Below are 20,369 nucleotides of genomic sequence, written 5' to 3'. Positions count from 1 at the left end.
AGTGGTCCCGGGCCTTCGTCGTCCTGGTCGAGACGTGATCAGGAGCGAGCGAGGGCGGATTCGTCGGCGGGCGCCAGGGCGGGCCCGTGTTCGGTCTCGAACGGCCACCAGCTCGGGAGCAGTTCGCGGATGACCTCGAGGAACGACTCGACGTCGCGTGGTGCTGGGGTGTCGAGCCAGACGCGGAAGCTCGCGACGGAGCCCGCGGCGACGAAGTGCGCTGCCGATCGCATGAACAACTCGCGCTGCTCCTCGCTCAGGCATTCGGCGTGGGGCAGGGTGATCGCCCCGCGCTCGAAGATGTCGAGCACCGTCGAGGTGAAGACCCGGTTGAGCATGGGCTGCAGACTCGCGCCGATGAGGTCGTCGCCGAGACCGACGCGGTAGATGTCGGCGCGCTCGTCGATGTGGCGGAGCGCGGCGACCGTGGCCCGGGTGATCGCCGCCGGGGCGTCGTCCGCGGAGACGGTCGCCAGGTGCGTCATGCTCAGCTCGGTGAGCTCCTCGGCGAGGACCGATTCGAGCAGCTCGCACGGCGCCGCCGCGTGCTGGTAGAAGGTCGATCGGTTGATGCCGGCGCGTGCGGCGATCTCCGAGACGGAGATCTCGGAGGTGGGGCGTTCTGCGGCGAGTTGCAGGATCGTGCGCGCGAGCCGTGCCCGCGTCCGGCGTTGACGTGCATCCATGAGGGTCCTTCACGTGGGTTCGGTGCGGCGGGCGCGAGCGCGGCCGATGCAATACTGGAGTTCAATATATAACATATTCCGCACGTGCGGTGGAGATGACCCTGACCAAGGGGGTGGCGCACAGCGTTTCGTGCCAGGCTGGTCCAATGACTGATGCGCATCCTCCCGGCGGCCCCGTCCGGGACGCCGGGGATGCCTGGGTCGAATCCGGAGACGGCCGGAAGTACTGGGGGCGGTTCGGTGCAGCCGGACTCCTGGTGCACGATCGAGAGCGCGGCGTGCTGCTGCAGCATCGGGCCGGTTGGAGCCACTTCGGCGGCACCTGGGGCATCCCGGGCGGTGCGCGTCACCAGTTCGAGAGTGCCGTCGACGGCGCGGTCCGCGAGTCCCACGAGGAGGCGGGAGTCCCCGCCGAGTCGATCGAGCTGCGGTTCGACTCCGTGCTCGATCTCGGGTTCTGGTCGTACACGACGGTGATCGTCGAGGCGGTCGAGCCGTTCGAACCCGTGGTCTCCGACCCGGAGAGCATCGCCCTCGCCTGGGTGCCGCTCGCCGAGGTCGAGACGTTGCCGTTGCACCCCGGCTTCGCCGATTCGTGGCCGGGCCTGCGGTCGCAGCTCGAGCGCCGCGTCACGGTCGTCGTCGACGTCGCGAATGTCGTCGGCTCGCGACCGGACGGGTGGTGGAAGGATCGTGCCGGAGCCGCGCAGCGGTTCGTCGCGCGACTCGGCCGTCTCGCACACGAGGGCCTCGACGCCCAGGCGCTCGACCTCGACTTCAACCGCTGGTGGCCGGCCTGCGTCGCCGTCGTCGAAGGACAGGCCCGCGGTGCCCACACCGATGATGACGTGCGAGAGCCCGGGCATGAGCTGCGAGCGGGCGTCTCGGTCGTCGACGCGGCGGGGAGTGGCGACGACGCGATCGTGGACGTCGTCCGTGGGCTCGACGGCGCGGTCGTCGTGGTCACCTCGGACCGTGAGCTGCGGGAACGCGTCGAGGGGCTGGGCGCGACGACGCGCGGTGCCGGCTGGCTGACGGACCTGCTCGACGCAACGGTCTGAGGGCAGCGGCAGTCGCTCCACAGGAGCCCGCAGCCCGTCGCCGCCATCACGGGAGACCGCTTTCCTGCACGTCGCCTGGGCGTTCAGTAGGGTTGGTGCCATGACCCTGTTCATCATCGTCGGCGCCGTCGGTCTCGTGATCGTCCTCATCTCCCTGGTCTTCGGTGAGATCTTCGACTTCCTGGACGGGGCCGTCTCGGCCACCGCGCTCGGGAGCGCGTTCACCGTCTTCGGTGCGGTCGGCGCGATCGTGCTCGCGAACGGGCTACCTCCCTGGTCCGCGTATGTCATCTCGGCCGTCATCGGTGTCCTCGTGCTCGTCGGCGTGCAGCTGATGATCCGGAGTTTCAAGCGCTCGGAGGACGGCGCGCCGAGTTCACCGCTCGGCCTCTACGGCGTCGCCCGGTCGACCATCTCGGCTTCCTTCGGCGAAGTCAGCCTCGACGGTCCGCACGAGATCGAGACGCGCCTCGCCTTCTCCGACACCCGGATCGAGACCGGCAGTCGGATCCGCGTGGTCGAGCTCCAGGGTTCCCGCGTGAAGGTCGAACCCGCGTCGAGCGGAGCAGCTGCCGGCACGCAGCCCTGATTCCATCCATCCACCAGCACGCCCTCGAGGGGAAGGCACCTGCCCTATGGACTTCATCACCACCAACATCACGGTGATCGCCGTGATCGCACTCGTCGTGGTGGCGCTCGCGATCGTCGCGTTCGTCGCCGGACGGATCAAGCGCGTACCGCCGAACCAGGCGCTCGTCATCGTCGGTCGGGGGGCCGGCGCCAAGACGGGTGAGCCCGATGGCGGTCAGCGCGTCGTCATCGGTGGGCGGGTGTTCATCTGGCCGATCCTGCAGCAGGGCTTCCCGATCTCGCTCGAGCAGCGCCAGATCGGCATCGTCGTGGAGGGCGTCGACACCAACTTCATCAAGGTCGCCATCCAGGCGAGCGTGAACTTCAAGGTCTCCGGCACGCCGGAGGGTGTGCGCCGTGCCGCGCAGCGCTTCCTCTCGCAGCAGGGGTCGCTGACGCAGATCATCCAGCAGTCCCTCGAAGGCTCGCTGCGTTCCATCATCGGGAACATGCCGATCAAGGAGATCATCTCCAACCGCAACGCCCTGTCCGAAGCGGTGGTCGAGGCGACCAAGACGGATCTCGCCGAGCAGGGCCTCCAGGTCGACCTGCTGAACATCTCCGACATCTCGACGCCGGGCACCAACTACCTCGCCGACCTCGGTCGAGCGGAGAACGCGCTCGCCCGGCAGAACGCGGAGATCAAGGAGGCCGAGACCGCTCGTGCGTCCGAGTTCGCGCGGATCGAAGCGGCGGAGCAGGTCGCGGAGCGCCAGAAGGCCTTGAGCCTCAAGCAGGCGACCATCAAGGCGGAGACCGACCGCGCGAACGCCGAGGCCGAGGCCTCCGGTCAGCTCGCCACGGCACAGCAGGACCGCCTGGTCGCGGAGCAGGAGCGTGAGGCGCTCGCCGAGAAGGCGAAGGTGGAGCAGGAGCGCCTCGACATCGAGGTACGCAAGCCGGCCGAAGCCGACGCGTACGCGACGGTCCAGCGCGCGCAGGCGGCCCGAGATGCGGCCAATGCCGCAACGGAAGCCGACGCGTTCAAGCGCAAGACCATCGCCGAGGCGAACAAGGTCGCGGCGGTGCAGGACGCCCAGGCGGCTGCGGAGTCCGTGCGTCTCGCCGGTACCGCTGAGCGCGACAAGCAGATCGCGCTGGCCGAGGGTATCCGCGCGCAGGGTGACGCGAAGGCGTCGGCTGTGGCCGCGGAGGGTCTGGCCGAGGCCGAGGCGATCGACGCGAAGGCCGAGGCACTGAAGAAGTACGGTGAGGCCGGGCTCGCGTCCGAGATCATCGCCCGTCTGCCCGAGATCACGCGAGCCGTGTCCGAGCCGCTCGGCAACATCTCGAATCTCACGGTCATCTCGACCGAGGGTGCGTCGGCCGTCACGAAGACGGTCGGCCAGGTGGTCAGCGAGGTTCCGAAGGTCGTCAAGGACATCACCGGGCTCGACCTGTCCGCCCTCCTGGGCGGGGTCGCCGGTGGCGCGCTGGGGGAGAACCTCCAGCAGGCGATGTCCGACAACGCGGCTGCGGCCGCGAAGCGTCAGCCGAAGACGCCCGCGTCACCCGACGCCGTCTGAGTCGCTGGACCATCGGGAGCCGGTCGCCTTCGGGTGGCCGGCTTCTGGCGTTGTTCCACGACTCCTCGGGCGATTCACCGGTGTCGCTTTGGAGCTTGTCAAGCGGTCCGGTCGCATCCCCGGTCGGGCATACGCGCCCGCCTAGGGTGGAGGCATGCGTGCGGTGCGCACGGGTGTCATCTGGAGGATCGTCGTGGACCATCGAGGAAACACAGCCGAGCAGCGCGAGGGCGAGCAGTCGTCGGAGCCGACCGAGGCTGGCGAGGCACAGCGTCAGCGTCTGGCCGAGCGGCCGTGGCTGTCGTCCTACGCCAGTGGCGTGCCCGCCGACATCGACGAGGTCACCGAGACGCTCGTCGACCTGCTCGACACCTCGGTGAAGCGCTTCGGTGATCGCATCGCTCTGGAATTCTTCGGTGCCGAGACGAGCTACAGCGAGCTCGGCGAACAGGTCGCGCGAGCGGCCGAGGGGCTCCGCAAGCTCGGCGTGAAGCCGGGTGACCGCGTGGCGCTCGTGCTGCCGAACTGCCCGCAGCACGTCGTCGCGTTCTACGCGGCGCTCCGGCTCGGCGCGACGGTCATCGAGCACAACCCGCTCTACACGGCTCGCGAGCTGCGGCATCAGTTCGAGGACCACGGCGCGCACGTCGCGATCGTGTGGGACAAGGTCTACGACCTCGTGGCCGACCTCCCGGCCGACGTGATGCGCGGCCGGATCGTGTCCGTCGACATCACTCAGGCTCTGCCGTTGTCGAAGCGTCTGGCGCTCCGGTTGCCGGTGAAGCGTGCGCGCGAGTCGCGTGCGGCGATGACCGCGACCCCGTCGGCGAAGCACGTGCTTCCGTGGGAACGTCTGATCGGCGGTCGGAAGCTGTCGAAGCGGGTCGTGCGTCCGACGCTCGACGACACCGCGCTCCTGCAGTACACGAGTGGGACGACCGGGGCACCGAAGGGTGCCATCCTGACGCACCGCAACCTGCGGGCGAACGCCGAGCAGGGACGCGCCTGGGTGCCTGGCCTGAGCGAGGGCGGCGAGGTCTTCTACGGGGTGCTGCCGCTGTTCCACGCCTATGGCATGACGCTGTGCCTGACGTTCGCCATGAGCATCGGGGCGCGGCTCGTGCTGTTCCCGAAGTTCGACCTGGAGCTGGTGCTCACGGCGGCGAAGAAGTCCCCGCCGACGTTCCTGCCGGCGGTGCCACCCATCTACGACGCGCTGTCGCGTGCTTCGAGCCGCAAGGGCGTCGACCTCACGAGTGTCCGCTTCGCGATCTCCGGGGCGATGAGCCTCCCGGTGTCGACGGTCACGCGGTGGGAGGAGGCGACCGGCGGTCTCCTCGTCGAGGGCTACGGGATGACGGAATCGTCGCCGGTTGCGCTCGGCAACCCGATCGGTCCGTCGCGTCGGCCGGGCACCGTGGGTGTGCCGTTCCCGAGCACCGAGATCCGCGTCGTCGATCCCGAGAACCCGACGGTGGATCGTGCGGCGGGGGAGTCGGGCGAGCTGCTGCTTCGTGGCCCGCAGGTCTTCCAGGGGTACTGGGGTCGTCCGGACGAGTCGCGCGAGGCGTTGCTCGAGGGTGGCTGGTTGCGGACCGGCGACATCGTGACGGTGTCGGCGGACGGCTTCGTGACGGTCATCGACCGGGTGAAGGAGCTCATCATCACCGGCGGGTTCAACGTGAGCCCGTCCGAGGTGGAGGAGACGCTCCTGTCGCACCCGGACGTCGAGTCGGCCGCCGTGGTCGGCCTGCCGCGCGATTCCGGTGGCGAGGATGTGACGGCCGCGGTGGTCATGCGTGCCGGAACGGTGTTCGACGCCGGCTCGTTGCGCGACTACTGCCGGACCCGCCTCACGGCGTACAAGGTGCCGAAGCGGGTCGTGCAGCTCGACGAGCTGCCGACGTCACTCATCGGCAAGGTGCTGCGTCGCAAGGTGCGCGACCAGCTCGTCGCGGATCGCAAGGCTGAGTAGCGCCTGTCCGGGCACCTGCCCGGACCTCTCGGCACATCGTGGGACGCGTCCTGGAGGCGTCTGATTGTGCCGCGGTGGTCAGCCGCGGGACTCGGGGTGCAGCCAGTGACGCACGACGGGGATGAGCAGTGACAGGGCGACGAAGGTGATGGCGCCGCCGATGATGGCGTCGTCGATCGGGGTGTTGCGGCTGACCTGCACGAAGCCGGAGACGATCGCGACGGGCAGGGCGGTGAGGGCCGCGACGCGGACCTCTTTCCAGTAGTGGCTGTAGCGCATGGTGGTCCTTCGTCGGGTGACCGGGTCGGTCGGTTCGTCCTGTCACGCGGGCGCGGACGAGTCACGGTAGCGTGCCCCGTGCGGGGGCGGGCAGGGGAGACCTCCCACCCGACGAGTGCGGCATGTCTGAGCCGGGCCGTGGTCGCCAGCGCCGTGTCACGGAGCGCTCTCGGAATCCGCTAGACTGTTCGAGTTGTCTTCTCCGCCCGCGGAGATGGCATCGGGCTGTGGCGCAGCTTGGTAGCGCACTTGACTGGGGGTCAAGGGGTCGCAGGTTCAAATCCTGTCAGCCCGACAGAAAAGCCCTGGTGTGGATGGACTTCCCACCAGGGCTTCGTCGTTTTCGTAGCTTTCTTCGGAGGGGTCAAACGAAGCATTCGCGGGCTGTTGACGGGACCCTGCCCGACGCTACAACGATGGCGTTGTGAAGAGCCGGAACTTGGACGAGTCCTGGTGCGCGAGGCTCCAGCACCATTGAAATGGAATGAGCTGGCGAGAGCGGAGCTGAAAGCGACGGAGATGTGCTCAGTTGAAGGCTTGCATCTTGCGGTAGATCGGGCGGGATGTCATCGGTGTCCATCGGCGGTGCCTCCAGTAGGCGCAGAAGACGGGTCTTCACCATGGCAGAGCGGCAGGGCGGCGGCGACCAGCGGTCGAAAATGCGGCTGGTAGCCGCGCGCTGGACTGATCTGTTGAGGGCTCCGGCGCCGGTCACCGCAGCGGAAGCAGCCGACGATTGTGAGTCGACTATGCTTCGCGCTGAGTGGCAGCAGTCACCAATGAACCTGATAAGACAGTTTTGCTCGTCGCGGCGACCATGCTCCCCTCAATCGCAAGCTCCACGGGGTCGGCTGCACGTCGAACGCATGCCGCGTGGCCGCGCGGGCGGCCGTTATAGGGGCGTTGTCTTTCCACCACGGTTCCACTTGTTTGAGTGGAAGCCGCTCATCAACTCGTTCGTCAAGTTCGTTACGCGTCCGGCGCTCAATGCGCTGTCGCCTTCGTATCAGCAGGGCTCGCGGCTCAAGGACGTGATGAAGGAACCCGCCGGTGGCTTCAAGCGCGAGCTGGCGGTCGACGGTGAGTCGGTCGCCGCGCTCGACCGCCTGTCGGCAGAAGATGCCGTCCGGATCTTGACTGTGCACAAATGCAAGGGCATGGAGTTCGAGAAGGTCATCGTTTTCGACGTTGAGCCCCAGTTCTTCTGGGGCAAAAAGGAAGCCGACGTGAAGGCCGAGTTCTTCGTGGCTATCTCACGGGCGAAGGATGAGCTCGTCCTGACGACAGCGCGCCACCGAACAAAGCCGGAAGGCGCGAACGCCCACTGCCGCGAGGATTCGCCATCACATGAGGAGTCGCTTGGGTATGCCGATGAACCCTGCGCTGTCGTCCCGCACAGCCCGTTCGATCCGGAAAGGCTCGAAGCTTCACGTCGTTGATGTCGAGAAGCTCAAGCGAGCCTCGGACGAGGAGCCCCTTGTTCGTGAAGGCTTCGAGCTACTAAAGGAGGCATCGATGCTCCTTGTTGGAAAAAAGTCGAGCCGATCGCGATATCAGTCCTCGCGGGCGGGTATGCGCTGCCATCCCGGTGAAACGGTGCGCAGGTCCTGTCCCGGGGTCCACGCCCTGACCTGGGAACGAACGAGCGCTCCCGGATAGGACTTGCGCCAACCCATCTCCCGGTACACGTCCTTTCCCGTGTTCTCGACCCAGATCAGCGACTTCCGCTCCGCGGTGAGCCAGTCCTGCAGGAAGTGGGCGTCCATCAGGAGCTCGTTCTGGCCTACGTTGACAGAGTGCCGCAGAACAGCGATGAGTTGGCCGCTCGCGTCGGTCCACCCGTTACGGCCGTTCCAGTGGAGGATGCCCGGTGCGGGTCCAAAGAACTCAGGAGCGGGGGCATCGAACGAGATTGTTTCGAGGTTTCCTGGCGCGTACTCGTTCTCGCCGAGCAGCTCCCACACTGCGGGTCGCGTCGGAACGGTGAGTGGGTCCGTCCACTCGTGCTTCACGACACTCAGCGTCTCGCCGTGGTGGTGCCCGAATGGGTACTCGCCGACGTACCCGTTGTAGCTCGCGGGGAGCCGAGACATCCCAAGGCCGTTGATCAAGTCCCGTCCTTCGAGTTCGCCAAGGGCGACGGGAAGATCGTCGGTGCTCACCACGTGGGTGTAGAGGTTGGCCCAGACCTGGTGGGTGCGCTTCGTGGTGTCGCCGGTGAGGTCCCAGCTGTATGAGCCCGACACAACGATGAAGGGGCGTCCGTCTCGTTCGGCGGAGGTGACATCGACAGTGGGCAGGTCGGAGTCATCAGCCACCCATTGGGCGTCAGTTCTCCCAATCTTCGCGTCCCAGTTGTAGGCCGGCACCCAGGGGCGGGCCGCATCGCTCGCGGGTTCAAACTCGGTCACTGTGGGGTCGACCTGCCGGACGATGGAGGATTCGGGTCCAGGAACTGCCGGCGGAGGGGCTTCCCAGGAGTTTCGTGTCTTCGGTGCGTGGTCGGATAGATGCCCGACAAGCCGGTTGAGTGCGATCCACTGGTACTTCTTGCCGATCCGTTCGATCCACTTTGGCTTCCCGCGTCCCGGCCCGTACTTCCCCAGCACGTAGCCGTCGAAATTCGAATGCAGGTGGGGTTGGTATCCGAACCGGATGACCTCTGCGACCACCCATCGCGCGCCGGCTGCGACGTCAACACCTGGCCGATCAAGGAGCTCGTGCTTGAGTTGGTAAATGAAGAAGTCGTCGGCCGTGGTGGAGCGCACGAGCTTCGGGTAGTCGGTGTTGTCGTAAGGGGCAATGTCGTCTTCCGTTGGCCACGTCAGCGGCCAAGTGCTGCTGTAAGGGGGTCGGAAACGGTTGGGCGTGACGTCTGCGGGGAGCGCTCCGCGATCGTGTGCCGCTTCGAGGATGCAGCGTGCGGCGTCGCGAACGGCAGCGTTGGGGGTCAGGTCTGCGGAGGGTGCGAAGAATGCGGCCCAGACGACGCTGGCCGCTGCAGTCCAGTCCGCGCCGCTGCCGCTGGACAGCAGCGCCGAGTAGGAGACCTGAAGCGCGCGTTCGACGACCCACTCGTCGTCGACGATGCAGAATCGTTCGAGCAGGGCGGCGGATTGGTGAGGATGGCGCGCGAGCAGGCGGGCTGCGGCGATGGTGGCTGGCTCGCGAACGCGACGATCCGTCGCGCTAGTTGCCCACAGCAGTGCGGTGACCCACAAGCGTGTGGTTTCCGCGCCGACCTGGTCGAGCGGTTTCTCACCTCCCCAGCGGATGAGACGGTCGACCGCTCCGCTGGTGCCGTGACTTGTGTGCAGCCACCCGGCCAGAAATTGATCACGGGCCGCCATGGTGAGTCCGCTGAGGAACTCGTGGAGGAAGTCGGCGTTGAGTGGGTGGCCAGGGCGAGCTGCGAGCCTGAATAGCATCGTGAGGCCCGCGTCGAAGGTCTCACGGCGGCGCAAAGCGTTGGTGATGATGCTGCCCGTTTCGGGAGTGATGGAGGACACAGCTCGCCAGGCCGTGCCGGCGATAACGGCAGCGTCGCGGGCGGCGGTGTCGGGGATCTCGACAGTGAAGGCGGTTAGCTCGAGCCCGAAGCGTTCGGCGACGACCACCGAGACCGCTTCGAGGAGTCCGACGTCGATGGTCGTATCGAGTCCGATGAGCTCTCCGAGGCGACCGGACAGCTGAGTGCGGACGCCATCCGCGTCGTTCACGTGCGCGAGAGCGTCGGAGACGATCAAGTGGTGGCCGATGCGCTCGAAGGTGATGGTGATGATGTCGGTGCCGTAAGGGCTGCTGTCCGGGATAACGTCTTCCTCGACAAGACCTTGCGCGATGAGTCCATCGAGCAGGGACTTCTCCACACTGTTATCGGACCAGATCGGGTTCAGCACCGCCTGCGCGGCGAGGCGGGTGAGCGGGGCGCCGTCCTGGTCTGCGATAGCGCCGGCCAGGTCGTGCATCGCGCGGTGAACGATCTGGTCGGACACTGATGCGTCGATGCGGTTGCTGACGGCCTCGTTCGCGTGGTCGAGGACCATTTTGGTGAGCTCGCCCAGCCCCATGTTGGCCTGGTCGAGCGAGAGGCGGCCATCGGATTGCAGCGCTTCGCAGACTAACCGGAGGTAGAGCGGGTTATCGAACTCGCCGTGGATCGGTGGTGACGTCGGAGGCTCGAGGCCGTAGAACGCGGCGTATTCGCTGACCGCCTCGAACTCGACGCCTTCGAATCCCGTGTGTTCGAATCGGGGAATGGACATGCCGGGCGGGAGGACCTGGTTGACGTAGTGGGTGCGTGCGGTCAGCAGCAACCGAACGTGCGGGTATCTGCTGACGATGGAGATGAGGCGGTCGAGGTTGTCCCGCCAAACCGACCGGGGGCGGGTGTCGTTGAGCGCGTCGATGACGAGCAGGGCGGGTGCTCCTGCGGCGCGCGCGCTTTGGTCCAGGAGAGCGATGGTCTCCTCGCTGGTCAGGTCGGCTGGCATCTGGAGAAAGTCGCGGAGGTGGGTGAGTGGGTCGTGGTCATTGAACCAGCGACCGTGCATCACGATGCTGGGTCGACCTTTCTGAAGGCGCCGGGTCGCGGCATCGAGGGCGAGGTAGGTCTTGCCGATGCCAGCGGGTCCGGTCATCAGCGCAACTTGCGAGCTGGCGAGCGTTCCGAGGGGGCTGATGAGGAGCTCGGTCGCAGTTGCGAGTTTCCCGCCCACGTCACGGAGAGCATCGACGGCTTCGGCCGGGAACTGGACCATGTATTCGCTCTGGTACTGCCTCCAACCCGCGGTGTCCCAGTTTTCGTGTGTGGCGTTCATCCGATCGACCTCGAGGGCTTCCTGATCCCTGACCACAGTGGCGGCGGTATGTAGTGTCTGCTCGAGCGCGCGGAACTCAGCGTCGGTCGGGGTGCGCTCCCATGTCTTAAGGGCGTCGATGACGGCCGTAGCGGCACGGTGGGCGGCGTCCAGATCGGCGGCGGTTGCACCGTCTCCGGCGTGCTGCAGTCGTCGTGTCGACTCCGCGAGTTCGTCGACCTGGCGGAGGATGATCTGCCACCACTCATCGTCAGAACAGAGCGCGGCGATGCTTCGAGCGGCGGGAACGTCCACGTTCAGCTCTGGGGTGTACCGAGGCCTGGCAGCGTCGGTCGCTTCCTGAAGTCGGTCGATCCACCACTGTTGGGAGAGAACGTCGGCGTCGAACCAGTACCGTCGCTGGGCGCCGGAGGCGTCCAAGCGGGTTAGACGTGCGGCGGTGTTCGTTGCCCATTCGAACTCGAAGGTGACGGTCATGCCGCGGTCGGCCGCCATCGTCTGCCAGCCGTCGAGCCAGCCACCGGGGTCGTTTATCTTCTCCAGCAGCGATTTCCCATTGCCGCTCGTGCGGCCGGTCGGATCGGCGGGGATGGTGATGGTGTACCTGGTGAGATTCGGGTGGTTGGTGAGGGCGGCTTTGACGGAGGTGTCAAGCTGCGACTTGTCGACGGCAGTGTGGCTGGTCCAGTACTTCGCTTGCCAGCCTTGCTCGGTGCCGTCGGGAAGGGTCCAGTAGCACTCGACGCCCCCATCGCCTCCGGCTCCGTGAAGAGATACGAACTTCGCGTCGGCGTCCGGGGGCCCTTGCGCGACCAGCTCGCAGATCAATTGCTCGTATCCGTCGCGCTGGCCTCCGGCGCCCAGCGACCGTACGCGCGCGAAGTCGAGATCCGGAATGTTCATACGGTCCCTTCGCTGTGCTGGACAAGCTGGCGAGCTCGCTTCTCAGCTCCTCTATTGTCGTCCAGCGGATCCGCGCACGGACTTGTCCGGATCATTGCCGATATCTCCTTCATTTGCAGTGAGTCGAGTGGTACCAAAACCATTCGCTAGCCCTCAACCACGACCCCGCTCACCTTGCTGCCGTAGTCCACGTCCATCGGGATGAAGCTGCCTTGGAAGAACAGACCGGACTTGCGAGGTGCGGTCGTGCCATCGGGTGGCAGAGTCACGGCCTCCCGATACCCGAGCGGCCGTCCGCCAATCACATGCTCGGGGAGCCGTCCGATGACAAGCGTGGGATAGGGGGCCACTCCTTCGGGCAGGTCGTCGCCAAAGTGGCGCCGTGCCCGAGCATGGAACATCGCGGCATAGACGTTCGCAATCATCCACGCTTCGGCGAGCACAACCGGCACATCGACCCTCAGCGAGATGGCCTCCAGGCCCTGCTTGGGGTTTGTGTGTGGGCGGCTGAGGTACGTCAGCATCGGGCGGTCGAAGATCGGCACAGACTTCCCTTCGCCGAACGCGCTGAGCGGGATCTGGCCGAGGTCATTGGGCGGCGTGGTGATGAACTCGATGCGGACGTCGCCGCGCGTGCTCACCGCAAGGCCATGCTTCACCTTGTTGTGCGCCGCGTTGACCGACAACTCGTCGCCGGTCAAGAGGGAGCTCGCGTGGTTCACCCACGCCACGGCGGTGTCTGCCGCGGCGGCCACCTTCTCGTCGACGCGGGTACCAGGCGTGAAGAGGCATCGCAGGAACAGCTCCTCATCGCTGTTTACAGCGGCCATGGTCTTCTGGACGACATCGATGAGGGCGTTGGGGCTATCCGCAACGAGAAGCCATGTGCTGGGCGAGTCGCCTTCTTTCGGCTTCGCGGCTGTCACGGCGTACATGAACCGGAGCAGCGCTTCAGCCGCCTGGTGGCGCAGGCTGAGCGCCTCGACCGCTAGTTGAAGCCGACGATCCTGTTCGTCGAACGCGAGCAACGAGTCGGTCTTCGACAGCCCGAGCGCTGCAAAGAACTCCGGTTCGTCGCCAGGCGTCGGCACCGCCGCACTGTGCTCTGTGGCAAGCAGCGATGAAATCCGCGAGGCAAAGTACGCGGCTGGGTGAGAGAGGAAGAACTCGTCATCGAGCGCCTTAGCGTGGCTCTTGCTCAGATGGATGCTGTCTGCGCGTAGGTGGAGGTGCATCGGGCTCCCTTCGACATCTGCTCACTATTCTGGCCAGTGTGAAAGACATCCACGAAAAGCGAGGGATGCCTGTCGGGGAGGGACTTGTGGGTCACCAGGGCGTCGCCTTCCTCGGTCCAGTCCATCTGTTGGTCGCTCACCCACTCATAGTGACATGGGCCTCCGACACGGAGGAGGGAAGTCTCGGGGAGCTGTTCAACGACTTCAGCGCGATGAGATAGGCGTGTTTAGGGCGCTGGAGCTTCCTTGAGTGCCGTTCGGACACTGTAGGCGGGGTCGGCGGCCAGTATGTCCCTGGCGTCGGCATGGGTGTCGTCGGGCTCTTGAGCGAGCGCTCGGGCGAGAGCTCGCCTAACGCGGACATCGGGGTCTCGCGCAAGCCTCGGGCCTAAATGCTCTGGCTCGCCATGTTCAGCCCACCGCAATGCGACCAGACTGCGGATCGCCCAACCCTGCACGGCGAGGAACGTCAGATCATCCTTCACGGTGTCACCGAGTCTTTGGAGCGCGATCGTTGGCCAGTAATCCGCGTTCTCGCCCAACAGCGAGTAAACGACGCGCCTCACCTCTTCGTGCTCAGCATCAGTCGAAGCGAGCGTGGCAGCCAGCGCCAGTGCCTGTCCGCGGCTGCCCTGAGGCATGCCATTCATTCGGAGGCCGCCGAGCTTATGGGTGAACTGCTGATTCATCTCATCGTGCTCTGAGGGCACGGGGGAGACAGCGAGACGCATTGCGGTCGTGAAATGCCCGATCCGCTGCGCCTCATCGAGGTGGGCCGCGAGGTTGCTCGCGGCCACCAGATAGTCGCCGCGGTCGCTGGAACTGAGATGCGGATGATCCCCTCGGACGAGCAGCTCCGTGATGGCCGCGTTAAGTGTCTCTGCATCGAGGTGGCGGACGAGAAGGGAGTCTCCCACCGCGCCCGTGCCGACACTGTAGACGCCCTTCACATGGGTGAGCGGCGTGGTGAGCCGCGCGAGTGCATCGGCGGCAACAGTCGGGTCAACGTCCTTCGGACCGCCCAGCGCGAGAGTCTCCTGGGCCCAGTCGTTGCCCGCCTCGGCGAGTCCGGCAAGTGTGTCGTGCGCGAGTGCCGCGTGTGTGGCGATCGCTTTCTGAGCGGTGTCGCTCCGGGCTCCCTGCGCACGTCCCAGGAGGGGAACGAGGTGCGCGATCGCACGCGGCGCCAAGCTCGGATGGCTGAGCGCGATCCTCGCCACGGTGAGCGCCTCATCTTCATCGTGATACCGGTAGCGGTTCTCCTCGACAGCGGGCTGTGCCTCGAAATGCGTGAGCGCGGCGTCCGCGGCCGTGAGGTCAAGGCGTCCAGCGATTCCAGCAAGTGCCTTGATCGCATTGTTGTATCGCGACGTGGCAAACGAGCGCAGGTCAGGGTGAGTCCCCTTCTCCGCGGCATGGAGTTCGGCCGTGATGTGCGTGGCGATGTGGTCGACCAGGTTGTCCGGCACCAGGTCTGCCTGCGCCCCCAGGAGTCGGTAGGTCGCGCCAACTGTCCAATAGTTCGGAGCGTCGAGGTCGGGTGTGATGTCGAGAAACTCAAGAGTAAGCGACTTGCCGAGTGTCTCGATCTGCTTCGTGGCCCCAATTTGTGCCAGGTGGTGGGCGGCGAGCGCGGGCTCGTCCGACTCGATGAGGATCGACGCGAGCACTCGCCGGGCGCGGTCCTCGCCCACCCAGTCGCTTGTGGTGATGGCGTCGCGTAGCGCGCGCTGAGCGGAGATGGACGCAGACCGCAGGTTTCCCTCACTCAGGGCGGTGAGTGCATCCATGTAGGCGCCGTCCGATATTGGAAGGAGCGGCCTGGAACTACCCATCTCCCGCACTGCCGTCTGCAGAGGGAGCAACTCGTTGCTGGTGAATGGGTTCCAGCGTGAGCGGAAGGCGCGTCGGCTGAAGATCCAGGTCGACGCCTCACCCCACTGGGAGGCCAACGAGGCGAAACCGGAGGCCTCATCCCACGCAAGATCCGCCTCGAGGAACTTCTGGTGCAAGGCGAGACTCCGCGCGTGCCGCGCAGTGACGACGCCGGAGAGGCCATACCCCAATTTCAGCTGTTGTGCGTCAGTGAGGAGCTCAGTCCAATCATCGGTTGACTCAGCGACGAGGATGCGGAGTCGCACGCGTCGTGACTCATCAATCGCGGGAAGCCGCGAGTATTCCGAGAACGCCGGCACGGCCTTCGTCAGCCACTCTGACTGATCGCCGGCGAGTGCGGTCTCTCCCGCCAACAGAATGAGACGTGCCTGGTCGGAGGGATCTCCCAACCGCAGGCTCGCAACTTCTGGAACGTAGCCGAGCGGGTTTTGGTACAGATTGACTGCAGTCTCGATAACCAGGCGATAGAGGGCGACAGTCTCGTTGTCGGTCGCCAGAATCGACAGTTCGTCGAGTCGAGATTGCGTCATCTGGGCGGTCACGGAGAGACCCTGGTCCAGTGCCGCCCAGAAGTCGTCGAGAATCTGACGCGCCGCCTCATCAGCCCGTCCCGCAGCCGCCAGGAGACTGACGCGCTCCTTATCGTGCGCGGAGGCGTGGGGACCGAAGCCCGCCGTTCGGAGAGTTGACTGGCCCTCCTCGATGAGGGTGAGCGCGTCAGCGGCATCGGTAGTGGCGGCGGCCTTGTCGAAGAAGACCTGCGCCCCGGTTGATACCTCAGGCGTGCGAGCGATCGCCTCGCGGACAGCAGACGCGTCCGCGGACGGCACGTGTGCGATGTCGATCTTGAACGGCAGGCAGAATGCCTCGGCAGTGGGCATACCGAAGTACTCGATAACGATCTCGGGACGATCACGCAGTAACGTTGAGAGCTCCTGGGAGTCCCATAGATCGAGGACGATCGGGTAAAGGGCTTTACGCTGGACTGCCAGTTCCTCGACTGCGCCGGTGCTCTTGACCGCGCACGCGACGCCAAGGATTAGGCGCTTGACCTCGAAGGGACGCTTCGTGTCACGGAACTTCTTGATCGCGGCCGTGAGATTCGACTTGTAGAAGCGCTTGTAGTCTTTGCACTGGAGTGCGACGCCGTCTCCGTCCGGTGCCAGGGCGACGATGTCGAGCCCGAGCTGGGCCTGACCGCGATCGCCATAGAGCTGGGCGTCTCGCAGTCCCTCGACATCTCTCATCATCCGAAGTTGGAGTCGCTCGAAGTTCTCCCAAGTCAGGGATGTAAAGGGCAGCTCGTCGAGCTTCCCAATCACCGGCGCTGGTGTTGTGAAGGACGGCGGGGAATAGAGCGGCGACGCGAGGGACAGAGGTTTCCAGTCAGCCATGGTTCTCCCCACCCGCCCATTGTCGATCGCGCCCTCTGAGGGCTGGATCCGTCTGGCCTCATCCTAGAAGCGATGGCTCTCCTTGTGGCGCGTCAGACGACCGCGCGTTGACTTGCTGAGGCTCCTCGTCCCCCGCCGTGGTCGAGGAGATCAGACGTCCCTGGGCTGCGGCCGATCTCGAAGGTCGGAGTCAGAGATCCAGCAACTAGTGTTTTGCCTCTGGAGCGCGCGGCCGCCATCGGACGCCGCCCGTGCCGCGGGGTGTCACGGGAACCGCCGTGCATCCTCGTGGCAGCGTCGCCCGCAGAAGAATCAGTGACATGCGTCGCGAATAGCTCTTCGCGAATGTGATTCACTGAGCACCTTGCAGGATGCTCGTATCTCCTGGCTCCGCTCTGCTGTGCAAACGGCGATGGACGTAGAGTTCTCCACGAGTCGTCGCGCCCTTTCTCACTGCCATCAACTCGTTTCGAAAGACCTCGCGCGCTTCGGGAGGACCATGTCCACGATCGGTGCGTCATCAGGGTGATGGACGATCCATCGTTCGGCCTGGGAGGCGACGGCGCGATTTACAAACGCAACCAACTCATCGTGAGTTTCACCGACTCGGAGGTCGGGCAGCCCGTGTGCTGCCATATCGAAGGTTGGATCGCGAAACTGGACGATCAACCGAGGCGACAGCGGCAGCCATACGACTCGCGCCGTCGCGTACCCGACAGGGACGTCCTCCGGAGACCACCAGCACACTGGCTCATCGCTGGTTAGGACTGTGGCGTTCTTCGGGACGATTACCTCGATCTTCTTCCCCACCAGATGCTGCGCAAGCCCGCAGTCATCGGTCTCAGTATCGCCAAATGCCATCTTGAGACTCTCCTGGACGAGTACAGCCTGCGGCGGGACAATGCGCGGAAATCTCGAGGACGCGAGGTCCTCAACGAACGCTGCCGCATCCGCGGCCGTGCTGGGTTTGCCCTGGCGCTCGAGCGAAGCACAAGCCTTCTCTTCGTCTAGGTCGTCGAGAACTCGTGTGCGCACCGATTGGGTGATCAACGCGATGACGTCGTTACGCGAGCGATGTCCGCGGACTGTCTGAAGAGCGGTGAACTGGATCAGCCGATACCAGTCGTTTTTGTCGACGGCAGCGAAGCGTCCCTCGACGAGCTTGTGAATGGTCGGTGACATCGCGGACTCAAGCTTGCTCAGCGCGGTCTCGACGTCTTCGGGATCGAATCCAATCTTGTCTTCCTCGCCGGCGAGAGCCTCGGTCTCGATTCGATAAAAACCTACCTCCGCGATGGCCCTGTTGATCGCACTCCGGTGAGCTAGGGATAGCTCGTCGCGGCTGACGAGCACCACCTGTTCAGAGGTATCTGCGAAGTTCCGCAAGTACAGCTGCGGCACGGTGTGGTGACGAGGAGACACAACCACATTCTCTCGTCATCACCTGGCATCTCAGCAGGGACTCTCCGCGCCTGCCGGACCGGCTAAATGCTTCTATCCGCGGACGTGCTGAACTGGACTTGTCGCCGCGGTAACTTCGCCTATCGGACACTGCCGAAGGTGACACACCTATCACTTGCGAGGGCCCGAAATATCGAGGCGTCGAGGATCTGGTCGACGTCAACGTAAAGCCGACAAGAACCCTCGGTGGGTGCCCTGTGGCTATCAAGCGCCGGGACCTGGCCGGGACCTGATGCATGCAGACCATGCAATCCATGACGTGAAATACGGCCGTTTGAGGGGCAGAGGAGCCCGGAAAATCAAGGATCTGGGCTGAACCGTCTACCTGGGGGTCAAGGGGTCGCAGGTTCAAATCCTGTCAGCCCGACCAGTGAGTCCCGGAAACCTTCGGTTTCCGGGACTCATTTTTCTAGCGCCGCACCAGTCCCTGTGCATTACCGTTGACACAAATCGGGAGAGCCTTCTACAACTGTGCGTAGATCTCGCCCAGGTGGCGATCATCTGGGGAGTAGTCGGGTGGGTTTGTGTCGAAGCGTCGATCAGTCACGACCAGGGACTCGATCCTCGCGACGGAGAAGAGGTCCCACAATGGGACCGAGCGCGTTGCACTTGTTCCGCCTGTCTGATAGCCACGAAGCAACTCTTTACCCGTGCTTACGTGCGTGCCATGGGCGGCAGGCTGAACCACACGCGGAAATCCGTCGTACGTAAATTCGATTTCAACTCGATCATTGATCGCGTCATCGATGGTTGCCATGGTAAGCCTTCACTTTCAGTCGTCGTTGAACTGCAACCCCCAGCGCCCTGTCTCGCGAGAGCGGTCACGCTTCACCACCGGGCTGGCGGGCTATGCTGCGCAGGCCTTCAGCACACTATAGGGTGTCCGTGGAGTTCAGGTAAGGTCGTCGCCTGTCTACGGAAGCGGAAACCGGCGAGTGGCGATGTCGAGAGCGCACAAACCGAGCGGTCCAAAGGATGAGCGGACGCGAGGTTGATGGCAGCTTGCGGCCCTACTCTAAGTCGGCCAAGGAGATCGACCACTGGTCACTCGAACTCGTTCTCAATGATTTGGCAAGGATTTTCGCGCAGTATGTGAGTATGCGTAAAGCAGGGGCATGGTCCTTGCGCCGAAACGGCGACAGTGTGGCTTATGTGCCTCGACGGCGTGGTCGGTGAATCGATGCTGGCGCTCGCTCAACTCTTTCCAGCCAAAAGTGCAAAGGTCTCGAAGAAAAATCAGGCCCGGGCATGACCGGGTGATGAGTGACGGAGCAGGTGTGAAAAACCAGGGATCCACTATGAAGAACTCATGCATTCCCTGTCGTGCTCCGCGTCATCCGTGTTCTGACATCGCCCAGAAGCTGGTAGGAAGAAGTGTGGCTTGGCCCCTGGCGGATGACGGCGCCGGAGGCTGTTTGCTCCGAGGTCTCTCCTCGGCGCTGGGTTGCTGTCCTCAGGGGGCTTGGTAAGCGCAAACCGGTTCCTTCCAGGAACTGAGTGGAGCCGATATAGTTCTGGTCACCGATCTCGGTCGGCCTGATCGAGGGAGTTCTGATGATCGAGAAGTGTGCGTTGGCGGTGATTACGGATCGCGGCCGGAATGTAATTCCTGCGACCTGGAGTGATCTGGACGAGGACGAGGAAGACTTCCTGGTCCGACACGTTGAACGCCTACGGAAGACGACTAACGCGTCGGAGACACGTGGGCGGTTTAGGCCAGATTCGACGTTGGAGCAGGATTTCACCGAGGCCCTGACTGCGGACAGGAGCGCTTTCGTTGCGGTTGCTGGCAGGCTAGTGCAGCAACTTGCTGACGCGATGCAGGGAGTCAACTCCGCATCGTGTGTAGTTGCGTTTGTTGTGGAGGCGCAACAAGGGGGCGTCAATCGCACGGTCAGTCTTCTCAAACTCGATGCAGAGGTCGAAGCAGCTCAACTTGACCGCACCGGTGATGGAGTGCGGCTGAGGGTGTTCAAGGACCTACTGCCTCGTCCCGGCGATATACAGAAAGGCCTGTCTTGGCCCGACCCGCGCGCACCCCACTCAACCCTCGTAGTGCTGGACGCCATCGTGGAGGGCACAGCAAAATACTTCCAGAATGCGTACCGAATCGATGCCTCCCCAAACGCCCGGATTACTGAGCGAGCGCTGATCGAGGAGCTATCTGAGTTGCCGCCTGCGCGGATCGCCGCAGCCGTTGCAGCTGTCGGCCATGGCGGTGACGCTGAAACGGTGATCGAGCGGATTCGCGGTCAAGTGCCGCGCTTCGTTGTCACCGCGCCGGAACTTGGCGCAGGTGGTGCGATGCCGGGAATGATCCGTCCACAGTTCGCCACCGTTGTGAAGAAGACCTATGAGGCTGATGAGATCGAACTGAAATTGCCACTCGCCCGGATGAGCCAGGTTCAGACCCACCAGGTCGGTACCGGATACGAGACAGTGATTCTGACAAGCACACCTCTGACCCCTGTCGAGCAGGACGATGTCAGCGGAACCCCATAAC

The 20,369-nt window shown here is 64.6% G+C and carries 13 protein-coding genes and 1 tRNA gene; 7 read left to right on the top strand and 7 right to left on the bottom strand.

Features of this window, described 5'->3' with window-relative positions:
- Window positions 1–38 precede the first annotated feature (38 nt).
- A complete protein-coding gene (locus GV015_RS14450) occupies window positions 39–686 on the bottom strand; it encodes a TetR/AcrR family transcriptional regulator (RefSeq protein ID WP_159879000.1) in 648 nt (215 codons plus the stop codon).
- A gap of 146 nt (window positions 687–832) precedes the next feature.
- Between GV015_RS14450 and GV015_RS14445 the strand changes: the two genes are divergently transcribed.
- The 4 genes from GV015_RS14445 to GV015_RS14430 all read left to right on the top strand — a co-directional run bounded on the left by GV015_RS14445 (window position 833) and on the right by GV015_RS14430 (window position 5,878).
- Window positions 833–1,747, top strand: a complete 915-nt coding sequence (locus GV015_RS14445) for an NUDIX domain-containing protein (protein WP_159878997.1) — start codon at window positions 833–835, stop codon at window positions 1,745–1,747.
- A gap of 100 nt (window positions 1,748–1,847) precedes the next feature.
- On the top strand, window positions 1,848–2,336 hold the full coding sequence (locus tag GV015_RS14440; RefSeq protein ID WP_159878995.1) for an NfeD family protein: 489 nt from the start codon (window positions 1,848–1,850) through the stop codon (window positions 2,334–2,336).
- Window positions 2,337–2,382: 46 nt separating this feature from the next.
- Entirely contained in the window at window positions 2,383–3,903 is a 1,521-nt protein-coding gene (locus GV015_RS14435) for a flotillin family protein (protein WP_064295482.1), read from the top strand.
- A gap of 154 nt (window positions 3,904–4,057) precedes the next feature.
- On the top strand, window positions 4,058–5,878 hold the full coding sequence (locus tag GV015_RS14430; protein ID WP_124769471.1) for a long-chain-fatty-acid--CoA ligase: 1,821 nt from the start codon (window positions 4,058–4,060) through the stop codon (window positions 5,876–5,878).
- A 78-nt stretch (window positions 5,879–5,956) separates the two neighbouring features.
- Here the strand turns inward: GV015_RS14430 and GV015_RS14425 are convergent, their stop codons facing one another.
- Window positions 5,957–6,157, bottom strand: a complete 201-nt coding sequence (locus GV015_RS14425) for a hypothetical protein (RefSeq protein ID WP_159878993.1) — start codon at window positions 6,155–6,157, stop codon at window positions 5,957–5,959.
- A 221-nt stretch (window positions 6,158–6,378) separates the two neighbouring features.
- Here GV015_RS14425 and GV015_RS14420 point away from each other — a divergent pair.
- Together GV015_RS14420 and GV015_RS14415 are read left to right on the top strand one after the other, a co-directional pair.
- Window positions 6,379–6,452: transfer RNA gene (locus GV015_RS14420), tRNA-Pro, on the top strand.
- 631 nt (window positions 6,453–7,083) lie between these two features.
- Complete coding sequence (locus GV015_RS14415) at window positions 7,084–7,596, top strand: 3'-5' exonuclease (protein WP_159878991.1); 513 nt, start codon at window positions 7,084–7,086, stop codon at window positions 7,594–7,596.
- Between the two features lie 114 nt (window positions 7,597–7,710).
- Here GV015_RS14415 and GV015_RS14410 read toward each other — a convergent pair whose 3' ends face one another.
- From GV015_RS14410 to GV015_RS14390, 5 genes are all read right to left on the bottom strand, one after another.
- Window positions 7,711–11,880, bottom strand: coding sequence for an NACHT domain-containing NTPase (locus GV015_RS14410; RefSeq protein ID WP_159878989.1), 4,170 nt, complete (start codon window positions 11,878–11,880; stop codon window positions 7,711–7,713).
- Window positions 11,881–12,026: 146 nt separating this feature from the next.
- Window positions 12,027–13,115, bottom strand: a complete 1,089-nt coding sequence (locus tag GV015_RS14405; protein ID WP_159878987.1) for a hypothetical protein — start codon at window positions 13,113–13,115, stop codon at window positions 12,027–12,029.
- A gap of 227 nt (window positions 13,116–13,342) precedes the next feature.
- Window positions 13,343–16,405, bottom strand: coding sequence for a hypothetical protein (locus GV015_RS14400; RefSeq protein WP_159878985.1), 3,063 nt, complete (start codon window positions 16,403–16,405; stop codon window positions 13,343–13,345).
- 459 nt (window positions 16,406–16,864) lie between these two features.
- Window positions 16,865–17,827: a DUF4238 domain-containing protein gene (locus tag GV015_RS14395; protein ID WP_159878983.1), complete on the bottom strand. Its 963-nt coding sequence runs from the start codon at window positions 17,825–17,827 to the stop codon at window positions 16,865–16,867.
- A 502-nt stretch (window positions 17,828–18,329) separates the two neighbouring features.
- On the bottom strand, window positions 18,330–18,623 hold the full coding sequence (locus GV015_RS14390; protein ID WP_159878981.1) for a hypothetical protein: 294 nt from the start codon (window positions 18,621–18,623) through the stop codon (window positions 18,330–18,332).
- Window positions 18,624–19,420: 797 nt separating this feature from the next.
- Here GV015_RS14390 and GV015_RS14385 point away from each other — a divergent pair.
- Window positions 19,421–20,368, top strand: coding sequence for a nucleoid-associated protein (locus GV015_RS14385; RefSeq protein ID WP_159878979.1), 948 nt, complete (start codon window positions 19,421–19,423; stop codon window positions 20,366–20,368).
- The last annotated feature ends 1 nt before the right edge of the window (window position 20,369 follow it).

The sequence above is a fragment of the Plantibacter sp. T3 genome (assembly GCF_902506515.1).
Taxonomy (GTDB): Bacteria; Actinomycetota; Actinomycetes; order Actinomycetales; family Microbacteriaceae; genus Plantibacter; species Plantibacter auratus.
Note: the sequence above shows the minus strand (reverse complement) of the source record. Positions and strands in the feature narration are given on the sequence as shown.